Here is a 24,007-nt window from a genome sequence, read left to right on the forward strand (position 1 = left end):
CGAGGTGCTAACTTTTGCAAGCACTAGTTAGCGCAGGTCAGAATAGTAGTTGGGCTATCGAATAGATGAGAAGCCCCGCCAACGAACCCACCACGGTGCCGTTGATCCGGATGAATTGCAAGTCACGCCCGACATGAAGTTCGATGCGTCTACTGGCCTCTTCGGCGTCCCACCGCTCGATGGTTTCGGTGATGATCGCGGTGATCTCGACGCCGTACTGGGCGACCAGGTGCTGGGCCGCGCGAATGATCCAATTGTCGACCTTGTCGCGCAGATCGGCGTCGTCGCGCAGGGACTCCCCGATGTGGATGACGGAGTCCGCGATCCGGGTACGCAGGGCTGAGGACGGGTCGTCCACCGACTCGAGGATGATGCGCTTGGCCGCCGTCCACGCGGTCTCGGCGGCCCGCGCGACCTCGTCGCGGCCCATGATCTGTTCCTTGACGTTCTCGGCGCGCTGGATCGTGGCGTCGTCGTGCTGCAGATCGTCGGCGAATTCGAACAGGAACCGGGTGGCCGAGCGGCGCAGTTCGTGGTCGGGATTGCGCCGCACCTTGTCGGTGAAGTCCATCAGCTCGCGGTGGATGCGGTCGCCGACGAGGTGGTCCACCCAGCGCGGCGACCAGGTCGGCGAATCGCGTTCGATCACCCGCTCGATGACGGGCCCGGCATTCAGCGACCACTGGAACGCGCGGTCGGCGAGCAACTGCAGCAGGGCTTCCTGACGACGTTCCTCGAGCAGCGTCGCCAGGACGCGACCGACGGGCGGACCCCACTGCGGCTCGGCGAGACGCTTGACGATCATCCGGTCGAGCACGTGCTGCACGTCCTCGTCGCGCAGCATCTCCACGAGGACCCGCAGCACGGTGGCGGTCTCGGCCGCGACCCGCTCGGCGTGCGCGCGATCGGAGAGCCACTTTCCGAGCCGGCCCGCCACCTCGGCGTCGCGCAGTTTCGTCGAGACGACTTCCGGGGAAAGGAAGTTCTCCCGGACGAACGTGCCGAGGCCCTCGCCGAGCTGGTCCTTCTTGCGTTTGATGATCGCGGTGTGCGGGATCGGGATGCCCAGCGGGTGCTTGAACAGCGCAGTCACCGCGAACCAGTCCGCCAGCGCGCCGACCATGCCGGCCTCGGCGGCGGCGCGCACGTACCCCACCCAGCCGGGTGCGCCCATCGACTGCGCCCACGTGCAGAGCAGGAAGATGATCGTGGCCCCGACGAGGAAGCTCAGCGCGACGACCTTCATCCGCCGCAGCCCCCGGCGCCGCTCGGCGTCCGCGGTAGCGTCGGCCCCGGCTAACGTCTCGGCGAAGCTGGCCCGCGGCGCGGGCGGAGCCGCCACGGCGCGTCCGCCGGCGCCCGGTCTGTGTGCCACCCCTCCATCATCCGCTACGACGCGGGCGGCGCTGCCGACCGACAACCCGCGGTTTCAAGATCGGCCGTACTATCGGGGGGACAACGAACGGATCACGGGGAAAGTGGCACAGCAGACCGAAGCGATCGCGGTCAAGACGGACGGCCGCAAGCGGCGATGGCACCAGCACAAAGTGGAACGCCGCAACGAGCTGGTGGATGGCACGCTGGAGGCTATCCGGCGCCGCGGCAGCAACGTCAGCATGGACGAGATCGCCGCGGAGATCGGCGTCTCGAAGACGGTGCTGTACCGCTATTTCGTCGACAAGAACGACCTCACCACCGCGGTGATGATGCGATTCGCGCAGACCACGCTGATCCCGAACATGGCCGCCGCGCTGTCGTCGAACCTGGACGGTTTCGCGCTGACCCGCGAGATCATCCGCGTGTACGTCGAAACTGTGGCCGCCGAGCCGGAGCCCTACCGGTTCGTGATGGCGAACAACTCGGCGAGCAAGAACCAAGCGGTCGCGACATCCGAGAACATCATCGCGCGCATGCTGGCGGTCATGCTGCGGCGCCGGATGGTGGAGGTGGACATGGAGACCGGCGGCATCGAGCCGTGGGCCTACCACACGGTCGGCGGTGTGCAGCTGGCCACGCACTCGTGGATGTCGAACCCGCGGATGAGTTCGGACGAACTGATCGACTACCTCACCATGCTGTCGTGGAATGCGTTGTGCGGCATCGTCGAAGTGGGCGGATCGCTGGAGCGATTCCGCAAGCAGCCACACCCGTCGCCGGTGCTGCCGCCTCCGCGGACCAACCAGTGACGTCCACTTCCGAGATCGCCGAGGCGCTGAGGTTCCGTGCAGGCGACAAGGTGGCCGACATCGACCCCGAGGGCACGCCGGGCTTCCGCGGGTCGAAAAGCGATGGGGCCGCGGCACAGTCCGATCGCAGCGCCCGGCTGGCCGAGCTGCAGGAGATGCTCTACGCGAACTGGAAGGCCGCCGAGGACTCCCGCTCGGTGCTGCTGGTGCTACAGGGCATGGACGCCGCGGGGAAGGGCGGAATCGTCAAACACGTTGTCGGCGCAGTGAATCCGATGGGGGTACGCTACACCGCGTTCGGCAAGCCGACACCGGAAGAACTCGAGCACGACTTCCTGTGGCGCATCCGGCGGGCACTGCCACCGCCCGGACACATCGGCGTGTTCGACCGGTCGCACTACGAGGACGTCCTCATCGTGCGGGTGCACAACCTGGTGCCGCCCGAAGTGTGGGGACCGCGATACGACGAGATCAACGCGTTCGAGCGTGAACTCGTCGACGGCGGAACGACTCTGGTGAAAGTCGCGATGTTCATCTCGCTCGAGGAGCAGAAGAAGCAGTTGCTCGAGCGGCTCGACGACCCGACGAAATACTGGAAGTACAACCCCGGCGATGTCGACGAACGCAGCAAGTGGCCCCAGTATCAGGAGGCCTACCAGGCGGTGCTCGATCGTACGTCGACGGATTACGCGCCGTGGCACGTGGTGCCGTGCAACCGTAGGTGGTACAGCCGCCTCGCCGTCACCGAGTTGCTGATTCGGGCTCTCGAAAGTTTCGACTTGTCTTATCCGGCGGCGGATTTCGACATCGCGGCGGAGCGCAAGCGGCTCCTGTCCTCCTAGCCTCCGCCGAGTGCACGCTCCAGGTACGGAAAACCACAAAAGCCGTACGCGGGCCGTGCTCTCGGCGACAGGACAGAAAATTGGTGCGCTCGGGGCGCCCCGCGAGGCCCGACGATTGACAGATGCGCTGCGACGTCATCCTCGGCTCAGAAGCGTTGGCGTCGGGTGCGGTGACGCGGCGCGGGCTTGCCCGCCGATACGTGAGGCTGCACCGCGACGTGTACGCGCCCACGGGGCTGACGCTGACGCCACGCGATCGGGCCTACGCAGCGTGGCTGTGGTCGGGTCGACGGGCCACACTCGTCGGGCATTCGGCGGCTGCGATCCTCGGCAGCAAGTGGATTCCTGAGGATGCACCGGTCGAGATCGCCCACACGCGCCGGCCGGCGACCGACGGGATCGTCGTCCGCAGCGACGTGCTCGCCGATGACGAAATCGAGTACTTGGACGGCTTCGCTTGCACCACGCCTGAACGCACGGCCTTCGACCTGGGCCGTCGACTCCCCGTGGACACCGCCATCGTTCGCATCGACGCACTGCTGAACGCAACCTGGGCCAAACCCGCGGGAGTGGAGGCCATCGCCGAGCGTTATCCCGGCGCACGCGGAGTTCGCCGCCTGCGCGCCGCGCTGGACCTCGTCGACGGTGGCGCCGAATCTCCGCAGGAGACGCGGCTTCGGCTGCTACTCGTTCGGGCGGGCCTGCCGCGACCGGTTACCCAGATTCCGGTGGGGCGTCGGCGTATCGACATGGGCTGGCCGGATTGCCTGGTAGGCGTGGAATACGACGGGGAACGTCACTTTACGAACCCCGACGACTACGCCGCCGACATCGAACGCCTCGAATTCCTGGCGAGCCAGGGCTGGTCGATCGTGCGGGTGAGCTCACGACAATTGCGCTGCGAGCAAGACCGCATCGTCGCACGGGTCAAAGCTTTCCTAGACCTCTAGCGCCGAGTGCACGCTCCAGGTACGGAAAAGCGCCAAAGACGTACGCGGGCCGTGCGCTCGGCGCTAATAGGAGTAGAAGCCGCGGCCGGACTTCTTGCCCAGTTGGCCGGCTTCGACCATCCGCAGCAGCAGCGACGGCGGAGCGTAGTGCGGATCCTTGTACTCGTCGTACATCGAGTCGGCGATCAGCTTCATCGTGTCGAGCCCGACCAGATCGGAAAGCCGCAACGGGCCCATCGGATGCGAAAGACCCGCCACCACAGCCGTGTCGACGTCCTCGACCGTCGCGACACCCGCCTCGACCATCCGGATCGCCGACAGCAGGTACGGCACCAGTAGCGCGTTGACCACGAAACCCGAACGGTCAGAACACCGCACGACCTGTTTGCCCAGCGTCTCGCTCGCGAACGCGGCCGTCCGCTGCAGCGCACCCTCCGAGGTGACCAGCGTGTTGACCAGTTCCACCAGCGGCAGCACCGGCACCGGGTTGAAGAAGTGCAGCCCCAGCACGCGACTCGGATTCTTCGTCGCCGCAGCGATTTTCATGATCGGGATGCTGGACGTGTTGGACGCCAGCACGGCGTCCGGATCGGTGACGATCTCGTCGAGCTCGGCAAAGATCTTGCCCTTGACGGCCTCGTCCTCGACGACGGCCTCGATCACCAGCTGACGGTCCGCCAGGTCGGCAAGCGACGTGGTGAACGTCAACCGCGCCAACGCTGCGTCGCGATCGCTCTCCGAGAGCTTGCCTTTGCTGGCGGCTCGCTCCAGTGATCCGGTGACGCGCTTGCGGCCGGCCTCGACCAGCTCTTCGGAAGGCTCGTAGACGACGACGTCGGCGCCGGACTTGGCGGACACCTCTGCGATGCCCGACCCCATCTGCCCGGCGCCGACGACGCCTACCCGTTCAATGCTCACGGGCTAGCAACTTACCCTCAGCGGCCTAGTGGAACTGACCCTCTTCGGTCGAACCCGCCAGCGCGGTCGTCGAAGAGTTCGGGTCGACGGTGGTGGCGATCCGGTCGAAGTAGCCGGCGCCGACCTCGCGCTGGTGCTTGGTCGCGGTGTAACCGCGCTCCTCGGCGGCGAATTCGCGCTCCTGCAGCTCGACGTACGCGCTCATCTGGTTGCGGGCGTAGCCGTAGGCCAGATCGAACATCGAGTAGTTCAGGGCGTGGAAGCCGGCCAGCGTGATGAACTGGAACTTGAAGCCCATCGCGCCGAGCTCCTTCTGGAACTTCGCGATCGTCGCGTCGTCGAGGTGCTTCTTCCAGTTGAACGACGGCGAGCAGTTGTACGCCAGCATCTGGTCGGGGAACTCGGCCTGCACACCCTCGGCGAACTTCTTCGCCAGCTCGAGGTCAGGGGTGCCCGTCTCCATCCAGATCAGGTCGGCATACGGCGCGTAGGCCTTGGCGCGAGCGATGCACGGCTCGATGCCGTTCTTCACGCGATAGAAGCCTTCCTTGGTGCGCTCACCGGTGATGAACGGCTGGTCGCGCTCGTCGACGTCGGACGTGATCAAGGTGGCGGCCTCGGCGTCGGTGCGCGCGATGACGACGGTCGGGACGTCGGCCACGTCGGCGGCCAGGCGGGCCGAGGTGAGCGTGCGGATGTGCTGCTGGGTGGGGATCAGCACCTTGCCGCCGAGGTGGCCGCACTTCTTCTCGGACGCGAGCTGGTCCTCCCAGTGCGAGCCCGCGACACCGGCAGCGATCATCGCCTTCTGCAGCTCGTACACATTCAAAGCACCACCGAAGCCGGCCTCACCGTCGGCGACGATCGGCGCCAGCCAGTTCTCGACGGAGGTGTCGCCCTCGACCTTGGCGATCTCGTCGGCGCGCAGCAGCGCGTTGTTGATGCGACGCACCACCTGCGGCACCGAGTTGGCCGGGTACAGGCTCTGGTCCGGGTAGGTGTGGCCGGACAGGTTCGCGTCACCGGCGACCTGCCAACCCGACAGGTAGATGGCCTTCAGGCCGGCGCGCACCTGCTGAACGGCCATGTTGCCGGTCAGCGCACCGAGCGCGTTGACGAACTCCATGTCGTGCAATTGGTTCCACAGCACCTCGGCGCCGCGGCGGGCCAGCGTGGCCTCCTCGACGACGCTGCCCTGCAGCGCGACGACGTCCGCAGCGCTGTACTCGCGGGTGACGTTCTTCCAGCGCGGGTTGGTGTCCCAGTCCTTCTGGATCTCCTCGGCGCTTTTCGGCTTACCAACGCTTGACATGGTGCTCCTTCGAATCTGATCAACTTCGCTGCGGCGCCGCCGGAGTTCCCGGCTTGTTAACGCCTAAACGGTCTCACCGTTCCGCTGATACGAGGATGCCTCAAGCCGTTAGCGCAGGTCCAGCCATTTCGCCTGCCAAGTTTCGCCAATGGCTGCCGGATATTTGCAAAGTTTGCGAAGGCGACTGCTACCTTAACCGGTTCAGAAGTTACCCGTGAGTAGTGGATTTGCGCAGGTCAGTACGCCCGTACTGTTTAGCCGCCACCATCAAAGGGTGAAGATGCACGCGACGGCTTTCGCCTCTTCCCCGACCGCGTATGTGAGCGTTGTAACAGTGCGATCGGTCAGCTCCGGACCGAATCGATCCGTCGACCCCGGCGGGTGGATGTGGCTGAGGATCTCCATCTTGTCGCCCAGCGCGACGGCCGCGTCGTGCTCGATCGCCACCCGCAGCGGATAGTGCACCAGCTCCGGGTGATGGTGGAGGTAGTCCTCGATGACCGACCAGTAGACCGAGTTGTTCATGTGGTCGAAGATGTCGATGTCGCTGACCCGGATCGGGTAGTCGGTGATCTCGTCGGCGTCGTCGCGGCTACCCGCCGACAGGTACGCCTTCCACCGCAGCCGGTCGACGTCCGTCGTGCGCCGCAACCCCTCGAGGAAGTCGTCGGAGATGCGCGCCGGCCCCTGGGTCTCGCGGTTGATGTTGATCCAGAAGGCTTCCGACTCCACGAGGCCTGCCCGCCTACCCTCTATGCGAACCCGCATCTCGCACCACCGGTTCGACGTGCCCGAGCACCAGCGGCGAAGCCGGAGTATGTCCTGGAACTCGATCGGGCGGATCATGTCGATCACCGTGCGGCGCACGATCCACAACGGGTGAGTCTCCTGAAACCCCATCTCACGCAACTGGTCCGAGCCGATGTCCTGGATGTGTCGCGTGGCGGCGTCGAACTTGAGCCGGCCCTGCCGATCCACATCGGCGACCCGCAGCGGCCACTCGATGTCGAACACGTCGGGGTGCGGATCAGGGACGGGCATCATGGCCTTCGCCAGACCCTGCCCAGCCCCGGGGCCCTGCTTGCTGCTCACGAAGGCCGATCCTGCCACAGCACCCGATCTGCCAACAATGCGAAGAGCGCCTTCACAGCGTTGCTACGCTGGTTGACGTGGCGAAAACGTTTGTCGGCGCCCGCGTTCGACAACTTCGCAGCGAGCGCGGCTTCAGCCAGGCCGCGCTGGCGCAGATGCTCGACATCTCGCCGAGCTACCTCAATCAGATCGAGCACGACGTGCGGCCGCTGACCGTGGCCGTGCTGCTGCGCATCACCGAGGTGTTCGGCGTCGACGCGACGTTTTTCGCCTCGCAGGACGACACCCGGCTGGTGGCGGAGTTGCGCGAGGTCACGCTGGACCGGGACCTCGACATCGACGTGGACCTCGGCGAGATCGCGGACCTGGTGGCTGCCCACCCCAACGTGGCGCACGCGATGGTCAACCTGCACCGCCGCTACCAGTTGGCGAACACCCGACTCGCCGCCGCCACCGAGGACCGGTTCTCCGGCGCCGGCGGCAGCGGAACCGGGTCGATCACGATGCCGCACGAGGAAGTGCGCGACTACTTCTACGAGCGGCAGAACTACCTGCACGAGCTCGACACCGCCGCCGAGGACCTCACCATCCGGATGCGGATGCAGCGCTCCGAGCTGGCGCGCCAGCTGTCGGACCGGCTGACGATGGTGCACGGCGTACGCATCTCGCGCCGCACCGACCTCGGCGAGACCGTCCTGCACCGATACGACCCGACGACGAAAACGCTGGAGATCAACAACCACCTCTCGTCGGGGCAGACCGTGTTCAAGATGGCCACCGAGTTGGGGTATCTCGAGTTCGGCGACCTCATCGACAAGCTCGTCGCCGAGGGCAAGTTCACCAGCGAGGAGTCGACTCGGTTGGCGCGGCTTGGGCTGGCCAACTACTTCGCAGCCGCAACAGTGTTGCCGTACGCACAGTTTCACGACGTGGCCGAGAACTTCCGCTACGACGTCGAGCGGCTGTCGGCGTTCTACTCGGTCAGCTACGAGACCATCGCGCACCGGCTTTCGACGCTGCAGCGTCCTTCGATGCGCGGGGTGCCGCTGTCATTCGTCCGGGTCGACCGTGCGGGCAACATGTCGAAACGGCAGTCCGCCACCGGGTTTCACTTCTCGTCGAGCGGGGGCACCTGCCCGCTGTGGAATGTCTACGAGACGTTCGCCTATCCGGGCAAGATCGGAGTGCAGATCGCACAGATGCCCGACGGGCGCAACTACATGTGGGTCGCGCGCACGGTCGAACGCCGCGCGCAGCGCTACGGTCAGCCGAGTAAGACGTTCGCGATCGGCCTCGGCTGCGAGTTGCGGCACGCGCACCGGCTGGTCTACTCGGAGGGACTCGACCTCTCCGGTGAGGTGGCGACGCCGATCGGCGCGGGCTGCCGGGTCTGCGAGCGGGACAACTGCCCGCAACGCGCCTTCCCCGCACTCGGCCGTGCGCTCGACATCGACGAGCACCGCAGCACGGTCTCGCCGTATCTGGTCAAGCAGCCCTAGACTCGCAGCGGTGAGCGCAATCGAATCGGCGCGCATTGCGCCCGGCGGATTCAAGGAACTCGGCCCCCTCAACTGGGCCATCGCCAAGCTCGGCGCCCGCGCCATCAGGGCACCCCGGTTCAGCCTGTTCAATGTGCTTGGCCAGCACCGGCTTCTGTTCCTCGCGTGGCTGCCCTACAGCGGGATGCTGCTGGGGCTGTTGAGCAAACTGCCGGTGCGCGACGCCGAGACCGTGATCCTGCGCGTCGGGCACCTGCGTGACTGCGAATACGAACTGCAGCAGCATCGCCGCCTGGCCCGCACCCGCGGCATCGGCGCCGACTTGCAGAAAAAGATCTTCGAGGGACCCGACGCCGAGGGGCTGACCGACCGTCAACGTGCGTTGATCACCGCCACCGACGAGTTCGTCGTGACCCGCGGGGTGTCGGCAGAGACCTGGGCCGTGCTCGCCAGACACCTCACGAAGCCGCAGCTGATCGAGTTCTGCATGCTCGCCGCCCAATACGACGGGCTGGCCGCCACGATCACCACTCTTAAAGTGCCGCTGGACTTTTCGGATTAGCCGGCTAAAGGTAAGTGATGCCGAGCACGATCAGCGACAGCAGTACAGGTGAGACGGGCAGGCCCCACAGAAACGCGGCCCACACCTCGGCCTTGCGCTCATAAGCCCGCCGCCCCAGCCACGCGGCCACCGCGCCGCCGACGAACGACACCGCGGCCACGACGAGCACCCACGTGCTGACGTCCGACGTGGCCGTGGCAAGCGAAATGCCGGCCAGCCACAGGACATGGCCGACCACCAGTCCGCCGATGCCGGCGACCCAGATCGCTCTCAAAAGTTGATCATGTGGCCGAGCAGCCCGTGGAAGCACTCCTGCAGGGCCTCGGACATGGTCGGGTGCGTGTGCACGTTGCGGGCCAACTCGGTGGCGGTCAGATCCCACTTCTGCGCCAGCGTGAGTTCCGGAAGTAGTTCGGAGACGTCGTGGCCGATCAGGTGCCCGCCGATCAGCTCGCCGTACTTGCCGTCGGCGATCAGCTTGACGAAGCCGCTGGGGTCGCCGGCGCCGTGCGCCTTGGCGTTCGCGGTGAACGGGAACTTGGCGACCTTGACGTCGTACCCCTCTTCGCGCGCCTGCTCCTCGGTGAGCCCGAAGCTGGCGACCTGCGGCTGACAGAACGTCGCGCGCGGCAGCATCCGGTAGTCCCCGAGCGGCAGGGTTTCGGCCCCCGCGATGGTTTCGGCGGCGACGACGCCCTGCGCCTCGGCGACGTGCGCCAGTTGCAGTTTGCCTGTGACGTCACCGATCGCGTAGATGTGCGGCACGTTGGTGCGCATGTAGTCGTCGATGCCGATGGCCTTGCGCTCGCTCACGGTGACGCCGGTGTTGTCCAACCCGTAGCCCTCGATGTTCGGCGCGAAACCGATTGCCTGCAGCACCTTTTCAGCTTTGATCTCCTGGGAGTCGCCGTCCTTGCTGACCGTGACGGTGACCTCACCGCCACTGTCGTCGATCGACTCCACCTTGGTACCGGTGAGCACCTTGACGCCCAGCTTCTTGAACTGCTTCTCGATCTCCTTGGAGACCTCGGCGTCCTCGTTGGGCAGCGCGCGGGGCAGGAACTCGACGACCGTGACGTCGACGCCATAGTTCTTCAGCACGTAGCCGAACTCCATGCCGATCGCGCCCGCGCCGGCGATGACGATCGACTTCGGCAGCTCGCGCGTCATGATGAGCTCTTCGTAGGTCACCACGTTCTCCGACAGCGACGTACCGGGCACCAGGCGGGTGCTGCTGCCGGTGGCGATGATGATGTTGTCGAACTCGACGGTCTCGGTATCGCCCTCGTTCAAGTCGACTTCGAGCGTGTGGTCGTCCTTGAACTTGCCGTAGCCGTGAATCTCGGTGATCTTGTTCTTCTTCATCAGGTAGTGCACACCCGCGACCCGGCCGTCCGCGACCTTTCGGCTGCGGTCGAATGCGACGCCGTAGTCGAACGTCGCCTCCCCGCTGATGCCGAACTGCTTGGCCTCCTTGGTGAAGATGTGCGCGAGTTCCGCGTTGCGCAGCAGCGCCTTGCTCGGGATGCAACCGACGTTGAGGCAGACGCCGCCCCAGTACTTGGGTTCGACGATGGCGGTGTTCAGTCCGAGCTGGGCGGCGCGGATGGCCGCGACGTATCCGCCAGGGCCTGCTCCGAGAACGACGACGTCATAGTGGGTCACCCAGCCAACCCTAATAGGGAATGAGGCCCACGAAACACCGGCTTGCCCATTCGCAGAAGTAGAGACCGTGCAGTACCGCCGCGCCCGCCACCGCCGCCAGCGGCGCCGACATCACCGCGGTCGCCAGCGCCGTCACCACCGGTCTGTTCGGCGCCATCGCGAGAAGCAGGCCGCCCACCGTCGACGTGATGACGAATACCAGCACGACGAAAACCGGCGCCGTCTTGTCGATCGAGTGGTACCACCAGTGGTAGAGGCCCCAACCGGCCGCTGCGGAAAGCGCCCAGACGCCCGCGACGACGAGCACGAACTGCCACCGCTTGAGGTACTGGTAGTTGCCGGGAACCACCACGGGATGAGCCGGGACGGGTAACGGCTCCGAGGGCACCTGTTCGACGACGGCGCTCAGCGCCTCGAATTCGTCCGTTTGGAATGTCGGCGTATACGGCTGCGTCGGATCGCCGGCCAGTGTGTCGGTTCGTTCAGGCACCGTGCACCGCCTGGATAGCCACCAGCACCCCGAACCAGCCGGGTGCAATCGCGAGGAGGAACGCGCCGAGCGTCGTCACCCAGCGCCGGCCGGACAACAGAATCGCCAACATGCCGACCGCGCCTGGCACGCCGACGACGAGCGCAACGACGACGTCGGGCCGGATGGCAGCGTCGACCACCAGCGTCGAGGCGATCCCGAGGATCAGCCCCACCGCCGTGCCGACGAGCAGGGCGCTGGTCAGCAACCACGCCCGAGGCAGCGGGATCACGATCACGAGGTTACGCGGATAGCCGCGGTCAGCCCGTCAGCCGCTCGGCGCGTTAGGTATCGGACACGCATCGATTGGGTCAACGACGATGTGGGTGTCCGACGGCGGTGGGCGCTCACCACGCGCGAAGCCCGCACCCGTGATCGGCTGTTGTTCGGCCAGCAACCGGTTCTCGGCGTCGGTGAACGCCCGGCCGCGCGACAGGAACCGCATGCCCTCCGGCGCCTCGACGCTGAAGCCGCCGCCTCTGCCGGGTACGACGTCGATCACCAGTTGGGTGTGCTTCCACGTGTCGAACTGCGGCCCGGAGATCCACACCGGCACCCCTTCGCCCACGTCGAGCACCGCGAGAAGCACGTCGCGGTCGCCGACGACGAACTCGCCGTCGGGGTAGCACATCGGCGACGAGCCATCACAACACCCGCCGGACTGGTGGAACATCAGCGCGCCGTGCCGGTCCTGCAGGCGGCGCAGCAGGTCGGCAGCGGCAGCGGTGATCAGCGCGCGGTGCGGCGGCGGAACGCGACTTCGGTGCTCAAACCGTCGATCAGCGACGGCTTCGACACCGAAATCACTCATCACGTCTGTCGCTTCCTCGCGCGAGCGCTCATCAGAAGAAGCCCTGCGCCTTGTTGCTGTAGGACACCAGCAGGTTCTTCGTCTGCTGGTAGTGGTCGAGCATCATCTTGTGGTTCTCGCGGCCGATGCCGGACTGCTTGTAGCCGCCGAACGCCGCGTGCGCGGGGTACACGTGGTAGCAGTTCGTCCAGACGCGACCCGCCTTGATGTCGCGACCGGCCCGGTAGGCGGTGTTGCCGTCACGGGACCACACACCGGCGCCCAGCCCGTACAGCGTGTCATTGGCGACGGCGATCGCGTCGTCGTAGTCGGTGAACGACGTCACGGCGACGACGGGCCCGAAGATCTCCTCCTGGAAGACCCGCATCTTGTTGTTGCCCTCGAAGATCGTCGGCTGAATGTAGTAGCCGCCGTTGAGGTCGCCGCCGAGTTCGGCGCGCTCGCCGCCGGTGACGATCTTGGCGCCCTCGGATTTGCCGATCTCGATGTAGGACAACACCTTCTCCAGCTGATCGTTGGACGCCTGCGAACCGATCATCGTCTCGGTGTCCAGCGGATCGCCCTGCCGGACGGCCTTGGTGCGGATGGCGGCGAGTTCGAGGAACTCGTCGTAGATGTCGGCCTGGATCAGGCTGCGCGACGGGCACGTGCACACCTCGCCCTGATTGAGGGCGAACATCGTGAAACCCTCCAACGCCTTGTCCTGGTAGTCGTCGGCGGCGGCCAGCACGTCGGAGAAGAAGATGTTCGGGCTCTTGCCGCCGAGCTCCAGCGTGACGGGTATCAGGTTCTGCGAGGCGTACTGCATGATCAGGCGGCCGGTGGTGGTCTCTCCGGTGAACGCGATCTTGGCGATCCGGTTGCTCGACGCCAGCGGCTTGCCCGCCTCGAACCCGAAACCGTTGACGACGTTGACGACACCCGCGGGCAGCAGATCGCCGATCAACGACATCAGATAGAGCATCGACGCCGGGGTCTGCTCGGCGGGCTTGAGGACGACCGCGTTGCCCGCTGCCAGCGCAGGCGCGAGCTTCCACGTGGCCATCAGAATCGGGAAGTTCCACGGAATGATCTGGCCGACCACGCCGAGCGGTTCGTGGAAGTGGTAGGCGACGGTGTCGTCGTCGATCTGGCTCAGCGAGCCCTCTTGCGCGCGAATGGCACCGGCGAAATACCGGAAGTGGTCGACGGCCAGCGGGATGTCGGCGTTCAGCGTCTCGCGGATCGGCTTGCCGTTGTCCCACGACTCGGCCAGCGCCAGCGACTCGACGTTCTCCTCGATGCGGTCGGCGATCTTGTTGAGGATGTTCGCGCGCTCGGCTGGCGCGGTCTTACCCCAGGCCGGCGCGGCACCGTGCGCGGCGTCGAGCGCCTTGTCGATATCGGCTTCGGTGGAACGCGCCACCTCGCAGAACGGCTGTCCCGTCACCGGCGTCGGGTTCTCGAAGTACTCCCCGCCGACGGGTGCGACCCATTCGCCGCCGATGAAGTTGCCGTACCGCGACTCGTAGGACATCAGGGCGTCTGCTGAACCAGGGCGGGCGTAGACGGTCATCAGAATCTTCTCCTCTTCGCGCAAGCGCTCATCAGTGACTCCTCGACGAGATACAGCTCACACTACCGCCGTACAGTCGGCGTCGGACGGCCTCAACCCGAGGAGGAAACGATGCCTGAGGTGGACCCAGCCCGCGACGCGCTGCGTCACTGGAGCGCGGTGGCGGGAGCGTGGGATGCATACCGTGACCGCGTCTTCGAAAGCGTGCGGCCGGTGTCGAATTGGCTCATCGACCACGTCGACCCGCAGCCTGGTCAGACGCTGTTGGAACTGACCGCGGGCCCGGGCGAAACCGGCTTCCTTGCCGTGCCCCGGCTCGGCCCGGCCGGGCGCCTGATCTCGAGCGACTTCGTGCCCGCAATGGTGGAGGCCGCCCAGCGCGGCGCGGCTGCGCGGGGTCTGGACAACGTCGACTGCCGGGTCATCGACGCAACGCAGATCGATCTGCCCGACGACAGCGTCGACGGTGTCCTGTCGCGGTTCGGGCTCATGCTGATTCCCCAGCAGGAGCAGGCGATGCGCGAGATCCGGCGGGTGCTGCGCCCCGGCGGGCGGTGCGCGTTCGCCACCTGGGGCCCGCCAGACCGCAATCCCTGGATCATGGCGATCGTGATGGCGCTGCTGCAGAACGGCCACGCGCCGCCGGGCGACGCGTTCGCCCCGGGCGGGATGCTCTCGCTCAGTACCTCCGAGAGGACCTCCGCGCTCGCGGCCTCCGGAGGCTTCACGGAGGTGACCGTCGACGAGCTCACCGGAATAATGCGATTCGAAAACCCGGATGACTACTGGGCTTACAACACGTCGCTTGCGGGCCCGATCGCCGAGGTGGTCGGCTCGCTGACCGGCGACCAAGTCCGCGCCTTGCGCGATGCGCTCGAACCGGCTCTGGCTGGATTCGAGCGTGACGGCGGATTGGAGCTGCCCTGGCAGGTCGTCGTCACGGGCGCCGCGTGACACACGACCCGTACCTCTGGCTCGAGGAGATCACCGGCGACGCAGCGCTCGACTGGGTCCGCAAACACAACGAGCCCACACTCGCCCGCTTCGGCGGTGACCGGTTCGAGCAGATGCGCGCCGAGGCCCTGGAGGTGCTCGACACCGACGCGCGCATCCCGTACGTGCGCAGGCGAGGCGACCACCTCTACAACTTCTGGCGCGACGCGGACAACCCGCGAGGCCTGTGGCGGCGCACGACGCTGGACAGCTACCGCACCGAGCAGCCGCAGTGGGACGTCCTGATCGACGTCGATCGGATCGCGGCAGCCGACGGCGAGAACTGGGTGTGGGCCGGCGCCGAGGTACTCGAGCCGGATTTCTCGCTCGCGCTGGTCGAACTGTCCCGCGGCGGTGCCGACGCCACCGTGGTTCGTGAATTCGACATGAAAACATGGCAGTTCGTCACCGACGGCTTCCAACTGCCCGAGGCCAAATCGAGCGTGACGTGGCAGGACCGCGACACCGTGCTGGTCGGTACGGACTTCGGCCCGGGCTCGTTGACCGACTCCGGTTACCCGCGGATCGTCAAGCGCTGGCGTCGCGGGCAGCCACTGCCGGCGGCGGAGACACTCTTCGAGGGCGAGGTCACCGACGTCAGCGTCGGCTGTGGCTATGACGCGACACCGGGTTTCGAGCGATTGCTGATCACGCGGTCGTTCGACTTCTTCAACCGGCACCGCTACGAGTTGCGCGGCGACACGCTGATCGAGATCGACGCACCGACAGACGCGGGAATCTCCTGGCACCGCGAGTGGTTGCTGATTCGGCCTCGCACGGATTGGACGGTCGGGTCGACGACGTATCGTGCGGGTTCCCTACTGGCTGCCAACTACGCCGAATACCTCGACGGCACAGGCGAACTGCAGGTCGTGTTCGAGCCCGACGAGCACTCCAGCCTGGACAACTACGCGTGGACCCGTGACCGCCTCGTACTCGTCACGCTGGTCGACGTGATCAGCCAGGTGACGGTCGTGACTCCTGGGACCTGGGAGCGAGCCGAGATCCCCGGCATCCCGCCGAACACCAACACTGTGCTGGTCGACGTGGACGAGTACGGCGACGAGATGTTTCTCGACGCCAGTGGTTTCGACACACCGTCGCGGTTGCTGTGGGGCCGCGCGGGAGACGCGGTCACCGAGGTCAAGCGCGCCCCGCCGTTCTTCGACGCGGCAGATCTCCAGGTGAGCCAGCATTTCGTCGCATCAGCGGACGGCACCATGGTCCCGTATTTCGTTGTGGGACATCGACACAACCAGGCCCCCGGACCTACCCTGCTGAGCGGGTACGGCGGCTTCGAGGTCGCCAACACGCCGAGCTATGGCGGTGTACTCGGCAGGCTGTGGCTGAGCCGAGGCGGCACCTTCGTGCTGGCGAACATCCGGGGCGGCGGCGAATACGGACCGCCCTGGCACACCCAGGCCATGCGGGAGAACCGGCACCTCGTCTATGAGGACTTCGCCGCTGTCGCAGAGGATCTCGTTGTCCGTGGCATCACCACCGTCACGCAACTCGGCGCGCAGGGCGGCAGCAACGGCGGACTGTTGATGGGCGTGATGTTGACCCAGTACCCCGAACTGTTCGGCGCGCTCGTGTGCAGCGTTCCACTGCTGGACATGCGCCGGTTCCATCTCCTGCTTGCCGGTGCATCGTGGATGGCCGAGTACGGGGACCCCGACGATCCCGACGATTGGGAGTTCATCTCGAGGTACTCGCCCTACCAGAACATTTCGGCTGATCGACGACACCCGCCGGTGTTGATCACGACCTCGACGCGCGATGACCGCGTGCATCCCGGACACGCCCGAAAGATGACCGCGGCGCTGGAGGACGCCGGTCAGCCGGTCCACTACTACGAGAACATCGAGGGTGGGCACGCGGGCGCGGCGGACAACGCCCAGACCGCATTTCGCTCGGCGCTGATCTACGAGTTCCTGTGGTCGGTGCTCAGCTGAGCAACTGGTCGCCGAGGAACCGGTCGGGGCCGGCGACGCCCGGCAGTATGAAGAAGAACCCGCCGCCGACCGGCATGATGTACTCCTCGAGTGGCTCGCCCTTGAGCCGCTTCGCGACGGTGAGGAAACCCTTCTCGAGGCTGCGCTGGTAGGCGATGAACGCGAGCCCCTGGTCGAGTCGGCCCGCGCCGTCGAATCCGCGCGAGTAGTTGAAACCCCGCCGCAGAATGAGGTTCTCGTCTGTCGCCGGTGTACGCGGGTTCGCCAGCCGGATGTGAGCGTTGAGCGGTATTCGCTTGCCTTCGGGGTCTTCTGGATAGTTCGGGTCGGTGAACTCGCCGGTCAGCCCGAGCGGCGCGCCACTTACCTTGTCGCGCCCGATCAGCGCCTCCTGCTCGACGAGTTGGGTGCGGTCCCAGAATTCGACGAACATCCGGATGATGCGGATCGCCTGATAGGAGCCGCCGACCGTCCACTCCGGTTCGCCGTCCTGCGGGCCTACCCAGATGTGGCGATCCATGATCGCATTGTCGTCGACGTCGAGGTTGGCCGTTCCGTCCTTGAAGCCCAACAGGTTTCGCGGCGTCGCGGCCTCGGATGCCTGGCCGGCGCCGATGCCCCGGGCGTAGCCGTCGACCATCCACCGCAACACCAGATCACTTCGGGTGCGACGCATCAGCTGCCGTAGGGCGAAGATGACGGTATCGCTGTGACCCGCTTCGATGATGATCGACAGATCACCGTGGGACAGTTTGGGATCCAACCGGTCGTTGGCGATGAACGGCATGGTGACCAGTTCCTTGGGCTTGCGGTCGGTCAGCCCGAAGCGGTCATCGAACAGCGACGCCCCGACGCCGACGACTATCGCCAGGTTGTCCGCGGGCGGCTGCTCGCCCAGGATGCCGGAGTCGACGGGCGGGTAGGCGGGATCGCGAGGCTCCGGCGGCTTTCCCGCCATGAGTCCGCGGATCTCTTCGGTGAGGTCTCGCAGCGCGCCGCGCAGGCCGTCGCGGTCCTTCGAGACCACGTTGAACGATGCGACCAGGCCCTGCTCCGGGATCGGCAACGCGGTGATGCCGGCCTGGTGCGGACCGTCGAACGGGACGAAGGCCGCCGCGGGCGCGGTGGGCGATCCGGAGTCCTGCGATGAACATCCGGCCAGCACCGATCCCGCGCCCACCGCGGCACCGGTGCCCAGCGCGCCGGAGATGAATCCTCGCCGCGAGAGCCCCGAGCGACTTTCGGTCACTGCAGCTTCAGCACTCCCGACACCTGTGACAGGTTCTCCGACAACCCGGCCAGCTCTGCCTTCAGCTTGTCGATCACGTCGGGTGTCACAGTGACTTCGGGGCAGCGCGGCGATGGGTAGGGATCGTTCTCGGTGCAGAACAGCACCCAGCCGTCACCGCGGCGCAGTGGCGCCAAGGTTTCGAACACCGAATTGATTCCGGCGTCGATCTTGCCCAGTAAGGCCGGATCGGCCTGCACGAGTGCGGGATTGAGCTTGCCGACGGCGTCGCGCGCCCCCTGCAGGTTGGCGTCGAAGTCCCACAGGTCCGTCTTGGAGTAGCGATCCTCCTCGCCGGTGATCTTGCCCTCGGACACCTCCTCGATCAGCTCCGCGGCGCCGTTGGAGACGTCGACCGGCTTCACCTGAACGGACGGGAATTGCGCCTTGAGGTCGGCGACGTCCTTGTCGAGCTGATCGGCGAACGGTGCGCCACCGTCGGTGGTGTTCTTCTCGAACAGCAGATACTCGAGGCGGTGCCAGCCGGTGAACTGGGGGTCGTCGACGCCTGCGAAGTCATCTACCCGGGCGTCGATCTTGCGGTCGATCTCTTCGACCAGTCCGGCGATCGGCTCGATGCGTTCCCACGGTTGGCGTGACGGCGCGTAGGCGTCCTGGGCGGCCTTGAGGTCTCCGGCGCGGACCGCGTCGGTGAATACCTTGACCACGCGCTGGAGTTCGTCGATGTTGCTCTGCACGTAGGCCTTGTACTCCGCTGCCGCCTTGTCCAGCACAGCCGGATCGACAGCGGGGGCGGCGCTGGTGGTCGCGGTGGCCGAACCACTGGTGGACGTCGTCGTCTCGCTGTCCGAGGAGTTGCCACCGGAGCATCCGGAGACGATCAGGCCGACGATGGCGACGGGCGCAGTCCATGCGAAAAAGCGGTTCATAGCCACCTCTCAGTTAGGCGAGGCTGACCATAGCATTCTGCGGGTTTGACGGTAGGAGGACCTGAAGCGTTGGCACACCAGGGGATGAACTGGCGGCGATGTATCCGTTCTTGCTGTCTGGACAGAGGTAACCGCCGCCAGGCCTCGGAAGAAAGGTCGCCATGAAAATCGTTGTGCTCGGAGGAACCGGTCTTGTCGGGTCGAAGGTAGTGCTCGCCTTGACCGAACACAACCACGAAGCCATTGGGGCATCTCCGCGGACTGGGGTCAACGCCGTCACCGGCGCTGGTCTGTCGGAAGTCCTCACCGGCGCCACGGTGGTTGTCGACGTCTCGAACTCGCCGTCATTCGAGGACGACGCGGCAATGGAGTTTTTCGAGAAGTCGACCACAAACCTCCTCGCTGCAGAAGCCGAGGCCGGGGTCGCCCATCATGTCGCGCTATCGGTGGTGGGAACCGACCAGCTGGCGCTGCACAGCGGATACTTCAAGGCGAAGCTCATGCAGGAGGATCTGATCAGCACGGGGCCGATACCGCATTCGATCGTGCGGGCCACTCAGTTCTTCGAGTTCCTCAGGACCATCGCTGACTCGGCCACCGTTGACAACACAGTGCGTTTGCCCCCGGCGTTCATTCAGCCGATCAGTTCCGCGGACATCGCCAAGGCGGTCGCCACGGTCGCGCTCGCCGATCCCGTTAACGGCATCACCGAGGTGGGCGGACCCGAACGGTTCCGTCTACCCGACCTCATCCGGACCGCGCTCACTGCGCGGGGCGATGCCCGCGACGTGGTCGCGGATCCGCAAGCGTTGTACTGGGGCGTTCCCATCGACGATGACACGCTCATTCCGGAGGATGGTGCGACGCTGTCGGACACCCGTTTCGCGGATTGGATTTTGGAGCACGCAGCCACCGACCGCAGTGCAGCCAAGGGTGGGGCTAGATAGAATCCCGGGTGGCCCGGCCCGGCCCCGCCCGCGGCAGGCGAAACGGGTCAACTTGAGATCGAATGTGGTGGTGTTGGTGGCCAACAAGGTTGGGGCACAACGCTTATACGGTCGCGCCACCGAATGCGACACAGTTCGGACCCTGCTGTCGACTGTTCGATCTGGGGCCAGCGCGGTGCTGGTGCTGCACGGCGAGCCGGGTGTCGGCAAGACCGCGCTGCTCGAGTATCTGACGGAGCAGGCGGCTGGATTCCGGATTGCCCGGGTGGCGGGCGCGGAGTCGGACATCGAACTCGCGTTCGCCGGCCTGCAGCAGCTCTGTGCTCCCCTGATGGCCCATGTCGACGAGCTGCCGGAACCGCAACGCGAGGCCCTCTCGGTCGCATTCGGCCGCGGTGTCGGCCCGACGCCGGACCGTTTCCTGGTTGGGTTGGCGGTGTTGAGTCTGCTGGCTGCCGCCGCCGATGACCAACCCTTGCTGTGCGTTGTCGATGACGCGCAGTGGCTAGATGTACTGACCTGAGAGGTTAGGTATGCGGGTGGCGGGTGGTTGGCCGCCGAGTGCGGTGTGGCCGCGGTGATGATTGTAGGTGTGTAGCCATCTGGGGAACTCTTCGCAGCGTTCGGCGTCGCTGCGGTAGAGGCGGGCGTAGGCCCATTCATCGGCCAGGGTGCGGTGGAAGCGCTCGACCTTTCCGTTGGTCTGCGGCCGGTAGGGGCGGGTGCGGCGATGTTCGATCTCGCCGAGAGCATCCCCGAAGGTGTGCGACCGGTAGCATGATCCGTTGTCTGTTAACACTTTTCGTACTGTGAAGCCGCACTGGTTGAACCAGGCGTTCGCGCGTTGCCAGAACGCCGCGGCGGTTTCCTTGCGCTCATCTGTGAGTAGCTCGCTGTAGGCCAGGCGAGAGTGCGCATCGATGGCGGTGTGCAGGAAGTGATAGCCGCGCAGCGGATGGCGATACTTGCTGAGTTGCCCCGAGGTCTTGTCAGCCTGCGAGTGGCGATTGCCCACAGTCCGCCCGAGCATGCGCCAGCCGCCACCGGCGGGGATCTTGCCCAGCTTCTTGACATCGATGTGCACCAGATCGCCAGGGCGAGCCGACTCCATCCGGCGGATCACCCGTCCGGTCGGCCGGTCGAGCCACCGCAACTTGGCCAGGCCGTAGCGAGTCAGCACCCGATGCACGGTGGAGGGATGGATACCCAGCAGGTAACCGATGCGCGCTGGTCCCCAGCGGCGCAGCACCCGGACCTTGATGATGCGCCGCTCGGTACGTGTCGGTGTCTGGTTGGGGCTGCGATGCGGGCGCGAACTGCGATCAACCATGCCAGCCGGCCCCTGCTCGCGGTACCGACGAACCCAACGCTGCACGGTAGTCACCGCGACCTGGAATCGCTCAGCGGCGCGTCGATACGACCAGCCGTCGTCGACCACGCAACGGGCCAGGCGCAGACGACCGGTTTCTGACAAAGGGGCATTACGGTGGGACACGAAGACCTCCGAGATGAGTTGGTGCGTTTCTTAGCAGCTCGCACTTCACTCGGAGGTCTTCGTCATGTCACCTCGCCACGCCGTACCTAACGTCCGTGGTCAGTACAGCTAGACGAGGTGTCGGTCCAGACCCTCGGGTTCGTCGCGCGGCGCCTCCTGGCTGAGCCAATCGCGTTGGTATTCGGCATACGCGACGACCCGGCCGACGTGCTCACCGGGCTGCCCGAACTGGCGGTCGCCGGGTTAGCCGACGGCGATGCGCGGGATCTCCTGGAGTCGGTGATGCTCGGTGGCATCGATCCGCGGGTGAAGGATCGCATCGTCGCCGAGACGCGCGGCAACCCGCTGGCCTTGCTGGAGGTGCCTAGAAACGTCCCGGCGACGGAACTGGCCGGCGGATTCTGGGTATCGGGGACGCGACCTTCAGCGGGACAGATTGAAGACGGCTTCCTGCGTCGCATCCAGGCCCTGCCCACACCCACGCAAACACTGTTGCTCGTCGCCGCGGCCGAACCAGTCGGCGACGCCGCACTGTTTCTGCGCGCTGCGGCGAACCTCGGCGTCCCGGTCGACGCGCTGGCACCGGCCGAGGCGGCAGGAGTGATCGAATTCGGTCCGCGCATGCGCTTCCACCACCCCTTGGTGCGTTCGGCCGCCTATCGTGCCGCGGATCTGGCCGACCGGCGCGCCATCCACCGGGCGTTGGCGGACGCGACCGACGCCGAAAGAGACCCGGACCGCCGGGCGTGGCACGCCGCCAACGCGGTGGCCGGACCCGACGACGCCGTAGCCACAGAGCTGGAAGCCTCAGCTTGGCGAGCCCGGAGCCGGGGCGGTATCGCCGCGGCCGCCGCCCTCTTGGAACGTGCGGCCGTCCTGACCGCCGATCCCGCCGCGCGCGGTTCCCGTGCGATCGCCGCCGCGCAGACCAAACGCGACGCGGCCGCCCCTGAAGCGGCGTATGAGCTTCTCGCGCTGGCCGAAGCAGGCCCGCTATCCGACCTCCAACGCGCCCAGGTGGCGCGGCTCCGCGCCCAGATGCAGTTTGCCCGCAGCCGCGGGGGCGGTCCGGGAACGCCACCGCTCAGCGAGGCCGCGACGCAACTTCTCGATGCCGCCAAACGACTTGAATCCCTCGATGGCGAACTGGCCCGCGAAACGTACGTCGAGGCGATCGCAGCCGCCATGTACGCGGGCCGCCTCGGTGAACCTGGCCTGCTGACAGACGCCGCCGAGGCCGCCCGTGTCGCGGTCGCCCGCGTGCCGGAACTGCAGCGGCGAATCGATCTGCTGTTGAGTGGCATAGCGAATCGGATCGCCCGGGGCATGTCCGTCGGCTCCGACACGCTCCGCACACCATTGGAATTGGTCTGCGCTCAAACGCGAGGCAACGACAGCGGGGTCCTGCGCTGGGTATCGATGGCGTTCCCGATCATCCAGGAGTCAGCCGCGCACGAACTGTGGGACCACGCGATCACGCGCCAACTGGCATCCGACATCGTGCGACACGCCCGCGCCGCCGGTGCGCTGGCCCTACTCCCAGCTGCGCTGACCTATCTGGCAGGAGCACATCTGCTGGAGGGTGAATTCAACTTAGCGGCAACCCTTCTCGACGAAGCAGATGCGATCTCGGCTGCAACCAGTTATAAGCCGGTGACGTATCACCGCCTGCACCTTGCCGCATGGCGCGGATCTTCCGACGACGCGCTCGGGCTGATCGACGCCGCGAACGCCGACGCAACCGCCAAAGGCGAGGGCCGCCTGCTCGGCCTCACCGGATACGCCAGGGCTCTGCTGTACAACGGGCTCGGCCGATACCAGGAGGCATTCGCCGCCGCGCAGAAAGCGTGTGAGTACGAGGACCTCGGCTTCCACGGCTGGTGTCTGCTCGAGTTGATCGAGGCCGCAGCACACACCGGTCAGCGGGAACACGCCGCCGCCGCGATACAGCAATTGGCTGCCACCGCGGGCGCCAGCGGAACAGACTGGGGCCTGGGGACTCTCGCGAGCGCGAAGGCTCTCCTCGCCGACGGCGACGACGCCGAAGCCCTCTTCACCGAAGCAATCGACCATTTGGAGCGCAGTCCGATCGCGGTGCAACTCGCCCGCACCCGCCTGCGGTACGGAGAGTGGTTGCGCCGCAACAACCGTCGAGCCGACGCCCGTCGGCAGCTAGGCGCCGCCCACGAGACGTTTATCCGGATGGGCGCGCAGGCCTTCGCCGACCGGGCCCGCCGGGAGCTCACCGCCGCCGGCGAAAAGGTGCGCAAGCAGCCCGTTGCCTCGGGCGACGAGCTGACCGCCCAGGAAGCACAGATCGCGGCCCTGGCCCGCGACGGATTGACCAATCAGGAGATCGGCGCCCAGCTGTTCATCAGCACGCACACGGTCGAGTGGCATCTGCGGAAAGTCTTCGTCAAGCTCGGCATCACCTCGCGCAGGCAGTTGCGCACGATTTCGTGGGCAAGCTGAATCCGCCGACCACGAACTCTCAAGGGCTCGCTTCGCCTCCCCCGCT

22 protein-coding genes and 1 pseudogene are annotated in these 24,007 nt (G+C 66.3%); 10 read left to right on the plus strand and 13 right to left on the minus strand.

The features are described from left to right. Positions 1 to 37: 37 nt before the first annotated feature. Complete coding sequence (locus G6N18_RS13590; RefSeq protein WP_179962305.1) at positions 38 to 1,375, minus strand: DUF445 domain-containing protein; 1,338 nt, start codon at positions 1,373 to 1,375, stop codon at positions 38 to 40. Positions 1,376 to 1,478: 103 nt separating this feature from the next. Between G6N18_RS13590 and G6N18_RS13595 the strand changes: the two genes are divergently transcribed. From G6N18_RS13595 to G6N18_RS13605, 3 genes are all read left to right on the plus strand, one after another. Then, a complete protein-coding gene (locus G6N18_RS13595; RefSeq protein ID WP_083006759.1) occupies positions 1,479 to 2,186 on the plus strand; it encodes a TetR/AcrR family transcriptional regulator in 708 nt (235 codons plus the stop codon). Further along, complete coding sequence (locus G6N18_RS13600; protein WP_083006756.1) at positions 2,183 to 3,028, plus strand: polyphosphate kinase 2 family protein; 846 nt, start codon at positions 2,183 to 2,185, stop codon at positions 3,026 to 3,028. Before G6N18_RS13595 ends, G6N18_RS13600 begins: the two co-directional genes overlap by 4 nt. A gap of 122 nt (positions 3,029 to 3,150) precedes the next feature. Beyond that, positions 3,151 to 3,978, plus strand: coding sequence for a PDDEXK-like endonuclease domain-containing protein (locus tag G6N18_RS13605; protein ID WP_067220434.1), 828 nt, complete (start codon positions 3,151 to 3,153; stop codon positions 3,976 to 3,978). A gap of 63 nt (positions 3,979 to 4,041) precedes the next feature. Here G6N18_RS13605 and G6N18_RS13610 read toward each other — a convergent pair whose 3' ends face one another. From G6N18_RS13610 to G6N18_RS13620, 3 genes are all read right to left on the minus strand, one after another. Then, positions 4,042 to 4,896 carry a 3-hydroxybutyryl-CoA dehydrogenase gene (locus G6N18_RS13610; protein WP_083006754.1) on the minus strand — a complete coding sequence of 285 codons (855 nt, stop codon included), beginning with the start codon at positions 4,894 to 4,896 and terminating at the stop codon, positions 4,042 to 4,044. A 25-nt stretch (positions 4,897 to 4,921) separates the two neighbouring features. Next, positions 4,922 to 6,208, minus strand: a complete 1,287-nt coding sequence (aceA, locus tag G6N18_RS13615; protein WP_083006752.1) for an isocitrate lyase — start codon at positions 6,206 to 6,208, stop codon at positions 4,922 to 4,924. Between the two features lie 267 nt (positions 6,209 to 6,475). Next, entirely contained in the window at positions 6,476 to 7,252 is a 777-nt protein-coding gene (locus G6N18_RS13620; protein ID WP_083006788.1) for an acyl-[acyl-carrier-protein] thioesterase, read from the minus strand. 125 nt (positions 7,253 to 7,377) lie between these two features. Here G6N18_RS13620 and ramB point away from each other — a divergent pair, with 125 nt between their 5' ends. Both ramB and G6N18_RS13630 read left to right on the plus strand, forming a co-directional pair. Continuing rightward, positions 7,378 to 8,799: an acetate metabolism transcriptional regulator RamB gene (gene ramB, locus G6N18_RS13625; protein ID WP_083006750.1), complete on the plus strand. Its 1,422-nt coding sequence runs from the start codon at positions 7,378 to 7,380 to the stop codon at positions 8,797 to 8,799. 10 nt (positions 8,800 to 8,809) lie between these two features. Beyond that, complete coding sequence (locus tag G6N18_RS13630; RefSeq protein ID WP_067220449.1) at positions 8,810 to 9,361, plus strand: carboxymuconolactone decarboxylase family protein; 552 nt, start codon at positions 8,810 to 8,812, stop codon at positions 9,359 to 9,361. Positions 9,362 to 9,365: 4 nt separating this feature from the next. Here the strand turns inward: G6N18_RS13630 and G6N18_RS13635 are convergent, their stop codons facing one another. Genes G6N18_RS13635 through adh form a run of 6 tightly spaced genes read right to left on the minus strand, consistent with a single transcriptional unit; the run spans position 9,366 to position 13,921 of the window. Next, positions 9,366 to 9,635, minus strand: a complete 270-nt coding sequence (locus G6N18_RS13635; RefSeq protein ID WP_083006748.1) for a hypothetical protein — start codon at positions 9,633 to 9,635, stop codon at positions 9,366 to 9,368. Next, on the minus strand, positions 9,632 to 11,026 hold the full coding sequence (lpdA, locus tag G6N18_RS13640) for a dihydrolipoyl dehydrogenase (RefSeq protein ID WP_083006746.1): 1,395 nt from the start codon (positions 11,024 to 11,026) through the stop codon (positions 9,632 to 9,634). Before lpdA ends, G6N18_RS13635 begins: the two co-directional genes overlap by 4 nt. 10 nt (positions 11,027 to 11,036) lie before the next feature. Continuing rightward, positions 11,037 to 11,516, minus strand: coding sequence for a hypothetical protein (locus G6N18_RS13645; protein WP_083006743.1), 480 nt, complete (start codon positions 11,514 to 11,516; stop codon positions 11,037 to 11,039). Beyond that, positions 11,509 to 11,787: a putative holin gene (locus tag G6N18_RS13650; RefSeq protein WP_083006786.1), complete on the minus strand. Its 279-nt coding sequence runs from the start codon at positions 11,785 to 11,787 to the stop codon at positions 11,509 to 11,511. The genes G6N18_RS13645 and G6N18_RS13650 overlap by 8 nt, the downstream gene beginning before the upstream one ends. Before the next feature lie 36 nt (positions 11,788 to 11,823). Further along, the gene (locus tag G6N18_RS13655; protein WP_083006741.1) at positions 11,824 to 12,366 is read right to left on the minus strand and encodes a DUF779 domain-containing protein; all 543 of its coding nucleotides are present in this window, start codon (positions 12,364 to 12,366) and stop codon (positions 11,824 to 11,826) included. Positions 12,367 to 12,397: 31 nt separating this feature from the next. Next, positions 12,398 to 13,921 carry an aldehyde dehydrogenase gene (adh, locus tag G6N18_RS13660; protein WP_083006782.1) on the minus strand — a complete coding sequence of 508 codons (1,524 nt, stop codon included), beginning with the start codon at positions 13,919 to 13,921 and terminating at the stop codon, positions 12,398 to 12,400. A gap of 111 nt (positions 13,922 to 14,032) precedes the next feature. Here adh and G6N18_RS13665 point away from each other — a divergent pair, with 111 nt between their 5' ends. Further along, complete coding sequence (locus G6N18_RS13665) at positions 14,033 to 14,875, plus strand: class I SAM-dependent methyltransferase (protein ID WP_083006739.1); 843 nt, start codon at positions 14,033 to 14,035, stop codon at positions 14,873 to 14,875. Beyond that, positions 14,872 to 16,869 (plus strand): prolyl oligopeptidase family serine peptidase, encoded by a 1,998-nt coding sequence (locus tag G6N18_RS13670; protein ID WP_109749583.1) that lies wholly within the window; start codon positions 14,872 to 14,874, stop codon positions 16,867 to 16,869. The genes G6N18_RS13665 and G6N18_RS13670 overlap by 4 nt, the downstream gene beginning before the upstream one ends. On the opposite strand, the gene G6N18_RS13675 is transcribed toward G6N18_RS13670, so the two are convergent. Beyond that, the gene (locus G6N18_RS13675; RefSeq protein ID WP_083006734.1) at positions 16,862 to 18,118 is read right to left on the minus strand and encodes a Dyp-type peroxidase; all 1,257 of its coding nucleotides are present in this window, start codon (positions 18,116 to 18,118) and stop codon (positions 16,862 to 16,864) included. The two genes, G6N18_RS13670 and G6N18_RS13675, sit on opposite strands and share 8 nt — an antisense overlap. Further along, entirely contained in the window at positions 18,115 to 19,047 is a 933-nt protein-coding gene (locus G6N18_RS13680) for an EfeM/EfeO family lipoprotein (RefSeq protein WP_083006732.1), read from the minus strand. The genes G6N18_RS13675 and G6N18_RS13680 overlap by 4 nt, the downstream gene beginning before the upstream one ends. Before the next feature lie 161 nt (positions 19,048 to 19,208). Here G6N18_RS13680 and G6N18_RS13685 point away from each other — a divergent pair, with 161 nt between their 5' ends. Further along, complete coding sequence (locus G6N18_RS13685) at positions 19,209 to 19,994, plus strand: SDR family oxidoreductase (RefSeq protein ID WP_083006730.1); 786 nt, start codon at positions 19,209 to 19,211, stop codon at positions 19,992 to 19,994. A 76-nt stretch (positions 19,995 to 20,070) separates the two neighbouring features. Beyond that, positions 20,071 to 20,505 (plus strand): annotated as a pseudogene (locus tag G6N18_RS13690) (ATP-binding protein); the annotation flags it as partial. On the opposite strand, the gene G6N18_RS13695 reads toward G6N18_RS13690, so the two are convergent. Further along, on the minus strand, positions 20,500 to 21,489 hold the full coding sequence (locus G6N18_RS13695; protein ID WP_163689883.1) for an IS481 family transposase: 990 nt from the start codon (positions 21,487 to 21,489) through the stop codon (positions 20,500 to 20,502). The pseudogene G6N18_RS13690 and the gene G6N18_RS13695 overlap by 6 nt on opposite strands. Before the next feature lie 117 nt (positions 21,490 to 21,606). Here G6N18_RS13695 and G6N18_RS13700 point away from each other — a divergent pair, with 117 nt between their 5' ends. Further along, positions 21,607 to 23,961, plus strand: coding sequence for a helix-turn-helix transcriptional regulator (locus tag G6N18_RS13700; protein ID WP_083003267.1), 2,355 nt, complete (start codon positions 21,607 to 21,609; stop codon positions 23,959 to 23,961). The last annotated feature ends 46 nt before the right edge of the window (positions 23,962 to 24,007 follow it).

Origin of the sequence: Mycolicibacterium celeriflavum (assembly GCF_010731795.1) — a bacterium.
GTDB lineage: Bacteria > Actinomycetota > Actinomycetes > Mycobacteriales > Mycobacteriaceae > Mycobacterium > Mycobacterium celeriflavum.

Coding starts and splice junctions, on each gene's coding strand:
- G6N18_RS13605 (WP_067220434.1), top strand. CDS start 3,151: ATGCGCTGCGACGTCATCCTCGGCTCAGAAGCGTTGGCGTCGGGTGCG.
- aceA (WP_083006752.1), bottom strand. CDS start 6,208: ATGTCAAGCGTTGGTAAGCCGAAAAGCGCCGAGGAGATCCAGAAGGAC.
- G6N18_RS13620 (WP_083006788.1), bottom strand. CDS start 7,252: ATGATGCCCGTCCCTGATCCGCACCCCGACGTGTTCGACATCGAGTGG.
- G6N18_RS13655 (WP_083006741.1), bottom strand. CDS start 12,366: ATGAGTGATTTCGGTGTCGAAGCCGTCGCTGATCGACGGTTTGAGCAC.
- adh (WP_083006782.1), bottom strand. CDS start 13,921: ATGACCGTCTACGCCCGCCCTGGTTCAGCAGACGCCCTGATGTCCTAC.
- G6N18_RS13665 (WP_083006739.1), top strand. CDS start 14,033: ATGCCTGAGGTGGACCCAGCCCGCGACGCGCTGCGTCACTGGAGCGCG.
- G6N18_RS13680 (WP_083006732.1), bottom strand. CDS start 19,047: ATGAACCGCTTTTTCGCATGGACTGCGCCCGTCGCCATCGTCGGCCTG.
- G6N18_RS13685 (WP_083006730.1), top strand. CDS start 19,209: ATGAAAATCGTTGTGCTCGGAGGAACCGGTCTTGTCGGGTCGAAGGTA.